The organism is Acinetobacter sp. YH12112 (genome assembly GCF_013418945.1).
In the GTDB taxonomy this organism is placed as follows: Bacteria; Pseudomonadota; Gammaproteobacteria; order Pseudomonadales; family Moraxellaceae; genus Acinetobacter; species Acinetobacter indicus.
Window position 1 is genome coordinate 1 of the sequence record NZ_VPBA01000053.1, and the last position, 14289, is coordinate 14289.

20 protein-coding genes are annotated in these 14289 nt (G+C 42.9%); 19 read left to right on the forward strand and 1 reads right to left on the reverse strand.

The window, feature by feature from the left end; translation table 11 throughout:
* Positions 1–97 precede the first annotated feature (97 nt).
* From FTU50_RS14040 to FTU50_RS14105, 14 genes are all read left to right on the forward strand, one after another.
* Positions 98–580 (forward strand): hypothetical protein, encoded by a 483-nt coding sequence (locus FTU50_RS14040; protein ID WP_257222853.1) that lies wholly within the window; start codon positions 98–100, stop codon positions 578–580.
* Positions 581–772: 192 nt separating this feature from the next.
* A complete protein-coding gene (locus tag FTU50_RS14045; RefSeq protein ID WP_075167893.1) occupies positions 773–916 on the forward strand; it encodes a zinc ribbon-containing protein in 144 nt (47 codons plus the stop codon).
* A 286-nt stretch (positions 917–1202) separates the two neighbouring features.
* Positions 1203–1424 (forward strand): hypothetical protein, encoded by a 222-nt coding sequence (locus tag FTU50_RS14050; RefSeq protein WP_005175863.1) that lies wholly within the window; start codon positions 1203–1205, stop codon positions 1422–1424.
* 99 nt (positions 1425–1523) lie between these two features.
* Positions 1524–1784, forward strand: coding sequence for a hypothetical protein (locus FTU50_RS14055; protein WP_016659841.1), 261 nt, complete (start codon positions 1524–1526; stop codon positions 1782–1784).
* Positions 1785–2262: 478 nt separating this feature from the next.
* A complete protein-coding gene (locus FTU50_RS14060; protein ID WP_004642076.1) occupies positions 2263–3303 on the forward strand; it encodes an IS481 family transposase in 1041 nt (346 codons plus the stop codon).
* Positions 3304–3564: 261 nt separating this feature from the next.
* On the forward strand, positions 3565–3954 hold the full coding sequence (locus tag FTU50_RS14065; protein WP_180046447.1) for a VOC family protein: 390 nt from the start codon (positions 3565–3567) through the stop codon (positions 3952–3954).
* A gap of 544 nt (positions 3955–4498) precedes the next feature.
* The gene (locus FTU50_RS14070) at positions 4499–5164 is read left to right on the forward strand and encodes a pseudouridine synthase (protein ID WP_180046445.1); all 666 of its coding nucleotides are present in this window, start codon (positions 4499–4501) and stop codon (positions 5162–5164) included.
* A gap of 164 nt (positions 5165–5328) precedes the next feature.
* Complete coding sequence (locus FTU50_RS14075) at positions 5329–5709, forward strand: ribonuclease E inhibitor RraB (RefSeq protein WP_016659844.1); 381 nt, start codon at positions 5329–5331, stop codon at positions 5707–5709.
* A gap of 133 nt (positions 5710–5842) precedes the next feature.
* Positions 5843–6289, forward strand: coding sequence for an SRPBCC family protein (locus tag FTU50_RS14080; protein ID WP_180046443.1), 447 nt, complete (start codon positions 5843–5845; stop codon positions 6287–6289).
* Positions 6290–6293: 4 nt separating this feature from the next.
* Positions 6294–6650, forward strand: a complete 357-nt coding sequence (locus FTU50_RS14085; protein ID WP_005175875.1) for a DUF488 domain-containing protein — start codon at positions 6294–6296, stop codon at positions 6648–6650.
* Positions 6651–6760: 110 nt separating this feature from the next.
* Entirely contained in the window at positions 6761–7105 is a 345-nt protein-coding gene (locus tag FTU50_RS14090) for a zinc ribbon domain-containing protein YjdM (protein WP_016659847.1), read from the forward strand.
* A 93-nt stretch (positions 7106–7198) separates the two neighbouring features.
* Positions 7199–7564: a 5-carboxymethyl-2-hydroxymuconate Delta-isomerase gene (locus tag FTU50_RS14095; protein WP_005175881.1), complete on the forward strand. Its 366-nt coding sequence runs from the start codon at positions 7199–7201 to the stop codon at positions 7562–7564.
* 180 nt (positions 7565–7744) lie between these two features.
* Positions 7745–10210 carry an AI-2E family transporter gene (locus FTU50_RS14100; RefSeq protein WP_180046440.1) on the forward strand — a complete coding sequence of 822 codons (2466 nt, stop codon included), beginning with the start codon at positions 7745–7747 and terminating at the stop codon, positions 10208–10210.
* A gap of 78 nt (positions 10211–10288) precedes the next feature.
* Positions 10289–10693 carry an NUDIX hydrolase gene (locus tag FTU50_RS14105; protein WP_005175886.1) on the forward strand — a complete coding sequence of 135 codons (405 nt, stop codon included), beginning with the start codon at positions 10289–10291 and terminating at the stop codon, positions 10691–10693.
* Positions 10694–10775: 82 nt separating this feature from the next.
* On the opposite strand, the gene FTU50_RS14110 is transcribed toward FTU50_RS14105, so the two are convergent.
* On the reverse strand, positions 10776–11720 hold the full coding sequence (locus tag FTU50_RS14110; protein WP_180046438.1) for a tRNA-dihydrouridine synthase: 945 nt from the start codon (positions 11718–11720) through the stop codon (positions 10776–10778).
* 430 nt (positions 11721–12150) lie between these two features.
* Here FTU50_RS14110 and FTU50_RS14115 point away from each other — a divergent pair, with 430 nt between their 5' ends.
* From FTU50_RS14115 to nadS, 5 genes are all read left to right on the forward strand, one after another.
* Positions 12151–12366, forward strand: coding sequence for a cold-shock protein (locus FTU50_RS14115; RefSeq protein ID WP_000071892.1), 216 nt, complete (start codon positions 12151–12153; stop codon positions 12364–12366).
* A gap of 97 nt (positions 12367–12463) precedes the next feature.
* Positions 12464–12691 (forward strand): hypothetical protein, encoded by a 228-nt coding sequence (locus FTU50_RS14120; protein ID WP_168407436.1) that lies wholly within the window; start codon positions 12464–12466, stop codon positions 12689–12691.
* A gap of 66 nt (positions 12692–12757) precedes the next feature.
* Entirely contained in the window at positions 12758–12955 is a 198-nt protein-coding gene (locus FTU50_RS14125; RefSeq protein WP_000476222.1) for a hypothetical protein, read from the forward strand.
* Positions 12956–13141: 186 nt separating this feature from the next.
* The gene (locus FTU50_RS14130) at positions 13142–13462 is read left to right on the forward strand and encodes a type II toxin-antitoxin system RelE/ParE family toxin (protein ID WP_004755868.1); all 321 of its coding nucleotides are present in this window, start codon (positions 13142–13144) and stop codon (positions 13460–13462) included.
* Complete coding sequence (gene nadS / locus FTU50_RS14135; protein WP_004896911.1) at positions 13455–13727, forward strand: NadS family protein; 273 nt, start codon at positions 13455–13457, stop codon at positions 13725–13727. Before FTU50_RS14130 ends, nadS begins: the two co-directional genes overlap by 8 nt.
* The last annotated feature ends 562 nt before the right edge of the window (positions 13728–14289 follow it).

The window sequence follows — 14289 nt, forward strand, 5'->3', positions numbered from 1 at the left end:
GAGATCCATGCACGTGTAGCAGTCCTTAACAGATTTACGGAATTAGGTCGCCCACTTACCCAAGTTACGCCTTAAATTTGGCTCAATTAGGGGCGCTTTGCATTTCAAATCTTTGTGCAACAAAGCCTTTATACATTCAAAATATTCAAAAGATGTAACAAATTCTGCGAGTCAATTGCAAGATGTAGTAGGTCAAGGAATTAAAAACCTTGGAAATATGCACTTTACTAGTAAGCAAATAGTTTTTAAAAATTCTAATAGTTTAGCAGGCTTTTATAAGAGTGGAAAAGGAGCTAATGGGGAAGGCACAGGAGTTCAAACAAATATTTCTAGAATCCGAAAGAGTTCTGGTAATATTGAAAATGATATTAATTTAATTTTAAAAAATCCAAAATTGCATAGAAAATGTATTTTGGCATGTAATTTTATTTCAAAATCTTATATCGAAGCCGAATTTAATAAAATTAAACAGGGGCAGAAAGTAAGAGGAAATATAACACAGTGGTTATGGATTCTCTCATCATTCTCCCATGCAGCTAAAGATGCTGGAGTCTTTCCAATGATTTATTGTGCAGCGTAAACAGTACATGTTTTTTAAATATGGGTTTAGCAAATAGTCAGTAATAACCAAATCTCTGTAAAGCCAGCTTAATTTTCTATCAAAATTATCCTTCGCCCAAACGCCATCATCACTCGTCGAAATGGACAATAGACAATCATCACAGATTGGTTATACTGAATAGACCATTTCTAAATCATACGGAGAACAAAGATGGTAACTGCAGGCGACAAGCCAGGAACAGGCTTCTATTTTTGTGTCCAATGCGGACATCGCGTTTACTTAGAAATTGGTACAGACCGTTTACCCCCGTGTACCAAATGCCAAGGCAATCAATTTAACAATAAGAATGCCTAAGCAACAGCACTCAAACAGTTACCCTCTGTTTTGAATGAAAGCCCTATCACACGATAGGGCTTTTTAATGGGATCAATAAAAATATGCTGAATTTTCAGGGTGTTAGAACAGTTGAAGCCCTACAAAAAGAAAGCACAAAATCAAGATACAAATTGAGTGGGTTTGAGGTTCTATCTTATTGAAAAGGAATAATAAAAATTAAGGTGTTTATTGTTTGGTTTTGTTTGAAAAATAGCCATTAATCCTCATATTGAATAAGACATATAGCATATTTCAGGTGCAGTCTTTGCAACATTATCTTGATCTTAACCATGACTCTGGTGTGGCCAATTATGAAATTGGTCAAGAGTTTATTCGGGTTCAGTTCCGTAAAAATAGCAGGGTCTATACTTATAGCTATGCCAGCGCCGGTGTGCAGCATGTCGAGAATATGAAACAGCTGGCCCAATATGGCGATGGGCTGAATGCCTATATCAACCGTTATACTCGCTGGCTGTATTTAAAATAAATAACTGGCCTGTTTTTTGCTTCATGATGCTTCCTAGGAGCGCCACATCCACTTTCGGGTGGATGCTGGTTTTAAAGAAAAATCATCAGGAGCAAAGCCATGTCAAACTCTCAAGCTGCCGATTCTTATACTCAATTGCCGGTCAAGGCGCATCTGCTGGCGGGTTGGCCGTTACTGCTGGTGCTGTTTGGTGGTGCCATTGGGGTGGTTTATGCCGTGCTGGCTTACATGCTGAATATCAAAATTTATCAATCGACCTTATCTAAACTGAATAAAGTCTTGGCCAATTTGCTCTGTGGCATGTCAGCCTTAAGTGGCTGGTGGTTTAGCGCCCAGCTCATTCAAGGACAGTTATTTTAAACAGCTCGATACCTCACGATTAAAGATCTGCAATGTCCTGAACCGGGCAGAATAATCTATGCCTGAATATTCCAGAAAAATACGGAATCATGAAAAAGAATCATGATTATGGCAGCTTGAAAATAAAAAATTCTATCTAAACCGTTTGATGTGAGAAAAATTATCAAAAAGATGAAAAAACGCCGTAGCTTAGGAAAACAATCCCGCCGGCTTTTGACTATTCTATTGCTCAAGGGTGAAAGGGGATCGAAAAGAGTAGATTGCTACCAGTAACGTATCACGTGCGTGTAGTACTTACCCACAAGGTCTCGATTCGGCTTAGGACGCTATAGATCAGAAGTTTATAGGCAAAAAGTTAGAACTTACCAAGTTTTAATTGTATTAGTTCAGACTTGATCGTACATTCTTCTTGAAAAAGAGAAAGTTACCCGTTTTGATAAAGGTGTCGAAATCTTAATCAAACAAAGGTAACTTTCTTATGTTGCATACTAACAATCAAATCATTAAACACAAAGTAGGTCTGCTCAATTTAGCTGAAGAGCTTCAGAATGTATCCAGAGCATGCAAAGTGATGGGTGTTTCAAGAGATACATTTTATCGCTATCAAGAGTTAGTGAAGTCTGGTGATATTGACGCACTGATCAATAAATCCCGTCGAGTACCAAATTTAAAAAACCGTGTAGATGATGCTACTGAACAGGCTGTTATTGATTTCGCAATTCAATATCCCGCATATGGTCAGCACCGTACGAGTAATGAATTACGCAAGAAGGGTGTATTCGTTTCAGGGAGTGGGGTTCGCTCTATATGGCTTCGTCATGATTTAGAAAACTTTAAGAAGCGTTTAAAAGCACTTGAGGCTAAAGTGGCACAGGATGGTATTGAATTAAATGATCAGCAGATTGCGGCACTTGAACGTAAGCATGAGGATGACGTTGCTTGTGGTGAAATCGAAACAGCTCATCCAGGCTATTTAGGCGCGCAAGACACCTTTTATGTCGGGAATCTCAAAGGTGTTGGACGAATCTACCAACAAACATTCATCGACACTTATAGCAAGGTCGTTCATTGCAAGCTCTATACAACAAAAACACCGATTACAGCGGCTGATTTACTCAATGATCGTGTGTTGCCATTTTATCAATCTCAGGACTTACCAATGCTTCGCATCCTCACAGACAGAGGTACTGAGTATTGCGGTAAGGTAGAACAACATGACTATGAGTTGTATCTGGCAGTTAATGATATTGATCACACGAAGACAAAAGCAGCTTCCCCGCAAACAAATGGTATATGTGAGCGTTTCCATAAGACGATTTTGCAGGAGTTCTATCAAATTACATTTAGGAAGAAGCTTTATAGCTCATTGGAAGAATTACAAGTTGATCTAGACGATTGGCTGAAATTCTATAATACTGAACGAACTCATCAAGGAAAAATGTGCTGTGGTCGTACACCACTTGAAACTTTACTTGATGGAAAACGGATTTGGGCTGAGAAAAATTTAGCTCAAATTTAACCTGACAGGCACAATAAAAAATGGGTAACTGTCAGATCAGGTTTGAGCTAGTACATTTTAATAGTTGAAGTATTTCCCGCTCCCTTAAAAATAAAAATTTCAACATCTCTATTCTTCTTTATCTTTTTGTTATTCCTATTTCACTATATTCGTTTAAATCACCTTCATTTTCCTTTCAGTTATCGCAACCTTATTTGCCAGAATCCTACAGGGTACTGAAAGCAGCTATGCTATAAAAAATAAAAACTACCGAGCAGAACAATGAAAATTTATGTCACCAGTCTTATAGTCGATGATCAGGAAAAAGCCTTGCAGTTTTATACTCAGATACTTGGTTTTCGGCTAAAACAGGATGTCCCGGTGGGTGAATATCGCTGGTTGACGCTGGTTTCTCCCGAGCAGCCAGATGGTGTTGAGCTGCTACTAGAACCGGATGTGCATCCCGCAGCGAAAGCCTTTAAAGCCGTCATCAAGGCAGATGGTATTGCTTATACCTCATTTCAGGTCAACGATCTTGAGGCAGAATATCAGCGTTTACTCGCGCTAGGTGTGGTTTTTACTCAAGCACCGATGCTGGCTGGCAATGTGAAAATTGCCGTGCTGGAAGATGGCTGTGGTAATTTAATTCAACTGATGCAGCCGCTGTCTTGAGCCATCATAATCACTTAGATAAATTCTCTTAAAATCGCCATTTTCTGCAAAATAAAATGAAGAATTTAACCTAGTGTATAAAAATTTCTTGTGATTAAGCTTTATTAGGGAAAATTTCCTGAAAATATTTTAAATTGACTGATCTTCGGAAAACAATTTCGGCAGGCTTTGACTACTATATCTCTCAAGGGTGTGACGGGATCGAAAAGAGTAGCATGCTGTCAGCGGCGCAAAACGCGAGTGCAGTACTCACCCAAAAGGTCTCGATTCGGCTTAGGACGCTATAGATCAGAAGTTTATAGGCTATAAGATCATGACGTACAACGTGATGATAGTTGAAGTAAACAGCAAGTTTTCCCTGACACCCTAAAAAATTCCGTGCATGACCAGAACAATGAACTATAAAAATCAAACTCGAAAAACCAGAGAATAAAAACTATTTCTCTCCAGTAGCTTCCAGATTAAATATCTATCTTCTCAATAGATTGACAGCAGATTGGCCGCTTGATATTTTGCCCGCTTTCGACTCCCAAGCTGTACCGCCATGCCTTTAAACGACAACTTTGTATATTGCCCGCCGCAAGAGCCACTGGTCCTGGTCTATGAAGATGATGATCTGGTGGTGATTGAAAAGCCAGCAGGTTTGCTGTCGGTGCCGGGGCGGTTGCCGGAGCATCAGGACAGTGCCTATTTACGCGTGTTGGCGCGCTATCCACAGGCCAAAATTACCCATCGTTTAGATATGGCCACCTCGGGTATTCTGATGTTTGCCAAACATCGTGATGCAGAAGTAGCGGTGAGTAAAATGTTTCAGGCGCGCACCGTGACCAAGCACTATATTGCCCTGGTACAGGGCAAACTCGACGGAGATGGCAAAGTTGAGGTGCCATTAATTACCGACTGGGAAAACCGGCCGCGTCAGATGGTGCATTTTGAACTGGGCAAGCCGGCACAAACTTTATATCAGGGACTGGACTATAATGTCGAGATGGACATCAGCCGGGTATTGCTGACCCCAATTACCGGACGTTCACACCAGCTACGCGTGCATATGCAGTATATCGGCCATCCAATTACCGGCGATAAGCTGTATCATCCAGAACCTGCACGCAGTCCCCTAAAACGCATGGCCTTGCATGCCAGTTATCTGGCTTTTACTCAGCCTTTAAGCGGTGCCGCGGTTGAAATTCATGGACAGGTGCCGTTTTAAGCAGTTGATCCGATTTGGAGTGCTCTCCCCAAAACAGGGGATTGCCGATCCGGATAGAGATCAGGATGATAGAACAGAAAAAAATTAAGCGCTCTATCTCGGAACTGCAACAAAATTAGGGTAAGCTGACCATTAGAACAACAACACAGAACAAGGACAAAATGATGTCACGCGATTATGAACAATTTCCAGATGACGACAACGGCAACGTACTTTGGCAAATGCATGAAGATGGTGATGATCTGGACGAGGCACATGAAATTGAATATTCGATTGCCTTTACCGACCAGGAACAGGCTGAACGTTGTGCCTTATTTCTGTTAAATGAAGAACAAAAAATTTCTTTATTTCAGGATGATGATTCTGGTGTGACCGAATGGATTATTACCATTTATGTTTATATGGAACCGGCCTATGCCGATATTGTTGATTTAGAAGAATGGTTCACCAAAATCGCCAACCAGTTCCAGGGTGAATATGATGGCTGGGGCTGCATGGCCTATGTCTATGATGATGAAGACGAAGAAGAAAACTATCCAGTTTAACCCCATTTTCTAGTACAAAAAAGCATGCCGGAGCGCATGCTTTTTTGCTTTACGCTCGCTTCAACCAAAGTCATACACAGGCCCAAGGCAGAAGGCGTAGACTGAAAATTATTCGCTGTCAACAGGTGATGTCATGCAACACAGCGTACAGTTACACCGTATATTTCAGGCGCCGTTATCACGGGTGTATCGGGCCTTTGTCGATCCGCATGCTTTAGTCAAATGGATGGCGCCACATGGTTTTATCGTGCAGATTGAACAGTTTGAACCCGTGGTCAACGGTCAATATAAAATTGCCTTTTGTAATTTGAGCACGGGCAAAAGCCACGGTTTTCACGGGCAGTATCTGGAAGTGATTCCCGAGCAGCGACTGCGTTATCAGGATGAGTTTGATAGCCCGGATTTACCCGGACTGATTCAGGTCACAATTGAGTTTAAGGCGGTATCGGTCGGAACCGAAGTCTGGATTCAGCAGGACAATCTGCCCGATGCCATTCCCGTCGATGGCTGTTATTTGGGCTGGCAGGAATGTCTGGATTTACTCAGCCTGCTGGTGACCCCTGACATTCCGGATGAGTAAAACCATGCCCATTGCTACCAAACGTATTTATCAGGCTGTAAGCAAGCAGGACGGTACCCGGATTCTGCTGGACCGGATCTGGCCGCGCGGGATCAAAAAAGCCGATGCCCAGATTGACCTGTGGCCGAAGGATTTAACCCCCTCGACCGAACTGCGTAAATGGTTCCATGAAGATACTGAGCGGCACTGGCCCGAGTTTCAGCAGCGTTATCGGCAAGAGTTGCAGCAGCATTTGGACGCGGTGGAGGAAATCCGGCAACTGGCGCAGAAGGGACCAATTACCCTGTTAACCGCAGCAGAAAACGAACAGCATAATCATCTGCAGGTGTTTAAACAGCTGCTGGAACACCCGGGAAAATAACACAAATATTGTTATTAATCCCTAAACCGGTTAGGGATTTTAACGTGATGAAAAATATAAATGTTATAGTAGACCTTTATATTTTTTATTTTGCTCGTTTCGAGGTTTTTATGTCTTTACCGAATTGCCCAAAATGCCAGTCCGAATATACCTATCAAGATGGTGACTTGCTGATTTGTCCTGAATGCGCACATGAATGGAAAGAAGGGGAGCAGGCAGAAGCCGAGGCCGGCGCCATCATTAAAGATGCCAATGGTAATGTACTGGCCGATGGCGATACCGTGACGGTGATTAAAGACCTGAAAATTAAAGGTTCATCTTCTGTGGTGAAAGTGGGTACCAAAGTGAAAAATATCCGCCTATTGCCAGAAGCATCAGATGGTCATGATATTGACTGTAAAGTAGATGGTATTGGCGCAATTAAACTGAAATCGGAATATGTGAAAAAAGCATAATCGCACTGTTTCTCTTGGGTTTTATCTTGCTTTGAAGCAGGGTAAAACCCTGAATTTTTAAGATCACATCTGCACCATATCGGGAGAAGGCTGATGCCACATATCCATCTTGAATATTCAGATCAGCTGCAGGCGCTTGAAATGAAGCCTTTGCTCAGTCGTATCAACCGGACGCTGGTCGAGAATGGCCTGTTTGCTAATGCCTCTGATATTAAAAGTCGCGCCATCTGCCAGCAGGACTATGTGATTGGACTGGATGAAAGCGCACAGGCCTATGTGCATGCCAAAATCTCGATTTTAAAAGGCCGTAGTACCGCCCTAAAGCAGGAAATTTCCCGGACCGTGCTGGAGGTGTTGCAGGATTATCTGCCGCCACAGAATGAATTGACGTTGCAACTGTGTGTCGAAATTCTGGAAATGGACCCGGATATTTACAGCAAAGCCATCATTCATCCTTAATATTTTTCCCTTGCAATGGCACAGTTGTGTATGTGGCATTTTGCTGCTTTCAATACTTTCCCATCTTCATCTTCTGTGCTGTTTCTTGCTGAAATTAGGCGTTTTTTTACAGGAATCTATTTGAAATAAAGAGCCGAAGCTCGTAAATAATAAATAAAGAGCAACAGGATGTGCCCAGCCATGCGAAAACAGAACAATAAACCGGGTCTGCTCCAGCCCGAAGCGAAGCCGCCGCGTCCCCATCACTGGAAGCCGGAAAAATCTGCCGCCAGTTGGGTCAAGCGGGATATTGAAACCCAGAATATTGTCCGGGTGATGGCCGGTTTTGTGATTAGCGCGGTGATTATTGCGGCGCTGTATTTTGGTCAGGATGTGCTGATTCCGCTGGCACTGGCTATTTTGCTGGCATTTTTGCTGGAACCGCTGGTGTCACGGCTAAAAAAATGGGGGCTGCCACAGCTGCCGTCGATTGCCATTGTCATGATTTTCACCATTAGTGTGCTGGCTGGACTGGGCAGTTATCTGGGTTTTCAGCTCAAGGATTTAAGTCAGGAATTACCGCAATATCAGGACACCATTCAGCAAAAACTGAATACGGTGAAATCGCTAACCTCTGGCCCTAGTGCCTGGGATGGGGCCAAAACCACTTTCGATACGGTGGAAAGCTCGTTTGAAGGCATCAATCAGGTCGAGCAGGAAAAGGGTGTGCAGAATGTCAAGGTGGTCGGACTGGAGCAAAGTCCTTCCGATGCCGCCATGGCGTGGGGCAGCAAGATTTTAAGCCCGATTGCCACCATTGGTATCGTATTTTTATTTGTGGTGCTGATTTTAATTAGCCGTAAAGATCTGCATGACCGCTTGTTGCGTCTGCTTGGCGGTAATTTGAATATTGGTACCGATGTGCTGGATGAAGCCGGCCAGCGCATTGGTACCTATTTGCGCATGCAATTGCTGGTCAATGTCACCTATGGCATTCCGATGGCAGCCGGACTGTGGTTTATTGGCGTGCCTGCGGCCATCATGTGGGGCATGCTGGCGGTGGTGCTGCGCTTTGTGCCTTATGTCGGCCCGATCATTTCTGCGGTGTTCCCGTTAACGCTGGCTTTTGCGGTGGATCCAGGCTGGAATATGTTCCTCTGGACGCTGGGCCTGATTCTGCTGCTGGAGCTGATCAGTAATAACATCATTGAGCCGTGGTTATATGGCGAAAGTACCGGCCTGACTACCTTGTCGATTATTCTGGCTGCCACCTTCTGGACCTTAATCTGGGGACCAATTGGTCTGATTTTATCAACACCGTTAACGGCCTGTTTGCTGGTGCTGTCGCACTATATTCCGGCGTTGGGCTTTGTCAAAGTGTTAATTGGCAGTGCCCCGGTGCTGTCACCGCCCGAACGTTTTTATCAGCGTTTGGTGGCCGATGAAGTACATGATGCGCTGGATGTGGCTAATGCATATATCCAGCAGGAGCTGCCGAAAAAAACGAATAAAGAAGCGCTGGTCCGGAAAATCAATAATTTCTATGATGAAGTGGCGATTCCTGCGATTTGCCTGTTTTCGCAGGTCCATAATACCGAGGCCAGCGCCGAACACCGTTTGCGCATGCATCAGGGTTTAAAACGGTTTAATCATGAATTTCAGCAGCAATATCCGCTACAGACCGAACTGAACAACCCCAAAGTCATGTGTCTGGGGGCACGTTGGGAGGTGGATGTGCTGGCCTCTGCCATGCTGGCCCATGGTCTGAACCTGAAAAAGATTGCCGCCTGTAGCCATGCCGATGCCTTGATTCAATCGCGCTCGGATGTGTTGAGTGCCGTGCCGGAATCGACCGACATCATCTGTATCACTATTTTTCATCAGCAACCGATGGCGCAAATCCGCCTGTTGAACCACCGGATACGCACACTAAAACCGCAGATCAAACTGGTGTTTGCTTTGCTGGGCAATCAGTCGACGCATTTGCGTGATGAGATTGAGCGTCTGTTTCAGCCTGAAGCTGTGGTGAATAGTGTGAATGAACTGATGCTGAATATGGATATGCTGCTGATGGCACAAGGGGAAAACCCGGCGGCGGCACTGATGCATGACAATGAGGCTGAACGTTTACAAGCTTTGCATGAACTGGATTTATTGCAGTCGGAATTGCTGCCAATTTACAGCCAGTATATTGAAGAAGCGCGGCAGGCCTTTGATGTGAAATATGCCCAGATTTCGCTGGTCGATGCCGGGCAGGTGCATACTCCGGCTAGTCCGCTGGCAGAAGCGGTGGAGTCGCCGATCCACGCAGCGCAGCGCCGTGAAGAATCGATTTGTACCCATCTGGTTTATCAGAATGAAGCGCTGGTCATTGAAGATATTCAGCGTGATCCACGCTTCCGGCAGTATCCTCATCTGGCCAGACAGAAAATCCGTTTTTATGCCGGGGTGCCAATTCAAAGCAAACAGGGCTTGGCCATAGGCAGCTTATGTATTCTGGACAAGCAGGTGCGGCAGATGTCTGAAGAAGATCTGGATTTGCTGAAAGCACTGGCGCTGGATTTACAGGAGACCTTAAGCAGTGAGCGATTACGCAAACAGAAGCTGGAGGAAATCCAGCGTTTGGGCCAGGCCGATTTAAGTCAGGCCGTGGTGACAGATTCCTAATGATTGCATCCTTGTCCACATACGGCTGTTTGCATCTGGCCGTTAGGTTATCGTTTAAAACTAGGGGAGAGCAGTTCGTTGGCCTTTCATGATTTTTATCGCTTAAGTTCGCATGCGGTAATTTGTAATGCCCAGCAGCAGGTGCTGTTACTTAAAGCTACCTATGCCGATCAGGCCTGGGGCTTACCGGGTGGCGCGCTGGATATGGGGGAAACCATCCACGAGGCCTTAATTCGGGAATGTCAGGAAGAAATTGGCTGTCAGGTGCAGGTGGGGTATTTGTCGGGTGTGTATTTTCATGCAGCGGTGCAATCCCATGCTTTTATTTTTCGCTGTCATGTACCGGAAGATGCACAGATTCAGCTAAGCGATGAACATGCCGAATATCGCTGGTTTGATCTGGCGCAACTGGCGCCGGTTCAGCGGACTCGGGTAGAAGATTGTCTGAATTTTCAGGGCAATGTCATCAGCCGGAGTTTTTAACCTGCGGCTTGCAAAATGATTACACAAAAGTGATCAAACGGCTGTTAGACAAGCCCTGTAAACAGCCGCGACAATGTTTGGCTCAGGGTACTGCGTGTTGCGAGGCTTGCAGGGTGGCAATAATCTCATCCAGCTTTTTGATGCGTTTAACCTCATCCCACAGCGCTTTGGCTTCCGGATAATGCTTTGACATCATGCCCAGCCATTGTTTATAACGCCCCAGCATACCAATTTCGGTTTTGGCCGGACCGTGAATAAAGCGGATTTGCAAATCAAGCAGATCTTGCCAGCTCAGTAAGGGTGCATCAGAGTTCTGGCGGATACATTGGGTGAGGTCAGGGGTGGTGACGGCACCACGACCAATCATTAAATCTTCACAGCCCGATTCTAACTGGCATTGTTTGGCATCGGCATTGGTCCAGATTTCCCCATTGGCAATCACATTAATCTTCAAGGCTTCACGAATCGGGGCCAGCTGATCCCAAAAGGCCGGCGGGGTATAACCATCGGCTTTGGTGCGCGCATGGACCGTGACCCAGGAGGCGCCTGCATCTTCAATGGCATGGGCATTGTCCAGCATGAAGTTGCGATCCATATAGCCTAAGCGCATTTTGGCAGAAACCGGAATATGTGCCGGCACGGCATCGCGCACAGCTTTGACCAGCTCATGTACCACTTCCGGTTCATCTAGCAGGACCGAACCGCCACGATGACGGTTTACGGTTTTGGCCGGACAACCAAAGTTCAGGTCAATCGCTGGTGCGCCCATGGCTGCAACTTTGACTGCATTAGCGGCTAGCATGTCCGGGTTGTTGCCCAGAAACTGCACATGCACTGGGGTGCCAGCCGCAGTTTTACCGCCGTTCAATAATTCCGGGCAATAGCTGTGATAGATATGATCGGGCAGGATTGAGTCGGTGACCCGAATAAACTCAGTCACACACCAGTCGAAGCTGCCGACAGACGTGAGGACATCACGCATGATCGGATCGGTTAAGCCTTCCATGGGTGCAAGCACAAGTTTCAACGCGTTCACCTGTTAATTTGAAAAACGGTGTTATACGTTTTTTTTACCAAGATGTCTAGGAAAAGGTCTTTGAAGTATTGTAGAGCGAGATAAGGCTTAGCCTTTATATTTCGAATAAGAAATTTTATGTTAAAGAAAATATTAAATAATATAATAAATAAGTTATTGAATTTAATTAATTTTTAAAAAAAATATAGATTTTATAAGAAAAATTAATATTTATATCAAAAAAACTTGATTATTTTTATTTTTACTGTATATTTAACTTAACTAGAAAAAAGTCTTGTTTCGGTAAATCTTCCTTAAGTATCGCAGTTTTAGTCATAATCCTTCGTTTTTTAGATTTTAAGTCTCATTCTTTATTATTTTCAAAGTTATTAATCAGTCAATAAAATGACTAAAAAATTATTAAAAATTAGTAGGATATATTATGTCAAACTCAAATGTTGTTAAAGGTACTGTTAAGTGGTTTAACGAAACTAAAGGTTTTGGTTTCATTCAACAAGAATCAGGTCCAGACGTTTTTGCTCATTTCAGCGAAATCGCGAGTTCAGGTTTCAAGACCTTATTTGAAGGCCAGCAAGTTGAATTCAGTGTAGCTCAAGGTCAAAAAGGACCGAATGCTGTAAATATTGTTGCTATCTAAGTAATAATAAGCAGTAATAAAAAGCACTCATAAGTGCTTTTTTTATGCTTTAAAATGTTTTCAAAATTGAAAAAATCTCTAAAAAATAGGATATAAGTTGTTAAAAGTAAATGATTTAATTGCAAAATCTAAAAATGGTACTGAAATTATTGTTTCATTAATTCCTCTACATAAAATGCAAAATACACGTCAAGGTTTAAAACAAGTCGAAGTAGGTAAAAGAGTTCTACTGGAATCTGGAATAGAAGTTGATTTAAATTTGGATGGCCGTACATTTTACACTTCTCTAAATCAGCTATTTAAATTAAATCATAAAGTTTCTTAGCGATAAATTTTTAAACATCAATAATTTATGTGGGATTTCCACTGCAATTTTTTTAAGGAAATATATATGTTTAAACAGACTCTCAGCGTAAAAGACCAGTTTGGCGTTAAACACGCTATTCAAGCCACAGTGGATCATGAGTTTGCCAACACACAATCTCATTTGAATATAAAACATATCACCGTTGATGGTGAAGATATTCGACCTAGTTTTGAAATGCTTTTTCAAAGTACCTTAAGTGGAAAAATATTTAAAATCATCTAGAAATATAGTTTTTATAAAATCTATAGTCTGAATGAAATATCAGGACCTACTCGCTATCATGCGGGTTTTTTATACCTAATATTTATATTTGTAAGCCTTTGCTTATGCGAAACGAGAGTTCACAGCTCTCGTTTTTTTATTCTAAAACTGCTAAAATTCTTATACGCCATTGACGTACTCAAACCTATGCTATTCATTGAAACCAGTATTTTTACCAAGCAAATCAAAGAGCTTGTAAGTGATGAAGAGTATCGTCAGCTCCAGCAAGATCTCTTGGTACAGCCTGATAAAGGTGACTTAATCAAGAATGGCGGTGGCATTCGTAAAGTACGCTGTGCTCAAGGTAATAAAGGTAAAAGTGGCGGTATCCGTGTGATCTATTACTGGGTCACAGAAGATGATCAGATATTTTTCCTAGTGGCTTATCCAAAGTCTACGAAAGATAATCTGACAGACAAAGAGACTTCGATCCTACGTCAATTAGTGAAGGAGCAATTTCATGGATAACAACTTATTTGATGACCTGGTTGCTTCAATCAAAGAAGCTGGTGCCATCAAACGCAATGAAATGAAAGCAAGCCGAGTGACTGAGCTTGAATTACCAGATATTAAAGAAGTACGTGAGAAAACTGGCTTAACCCAGGCAGAGTTTGCTGCACGTTTACATATCAGTGCGAGAACCTTGCAAAACTGGGAACAAGGCCGTCGTTATCCGACTGGTCCTGCAGCGACTTTAATTCGCATTCTGGATGCCCATCCAACTCTGATTTAAAAGTTTAGATAATAAAAAAACCCCGGCATCCTGCCGGGGTTTTTCATCGTTGCTGATTGTGCTGTTGTACCCTCTGGTCCATGTGCAATAACTTATAATTTTTGTTTTATGTTATGGAACTTCCTGTTCCTGATGAGTTCATCATAGGAAAACTCCAGTTTTCAGAATAGCCGCAAATAGCCGATATTCTTGTGCGTTCTAACCTACAAAATAGGCTAAATTTTATCCACAGCAATTGGGGGTAGTTTCGGATCCTGAAAGCCGATAAAATGGGCTCTGCTTGCCAAATTGATCGTTTTTTTAGTCAATTTTACTGGCGAAATGTTACAGATCCGCTTAAAAACTCACCAACTTATTACAAAAGTTGATTTCTGCTGTTTTTGTGATCACGGTTAAAATTCTAAGTAATTGATTTTTAAATTATTATACAAATGCTGTTATTCCTAAGTAGAAATGTCCTACCTAATAACCAAATAGAAATGTCCTATACAGACACTTCCAAGTCAAGCACAGGATTCAGATTTCGTTCTTTGATTACTGTTTTCTGTGCACGTCTGCTCGG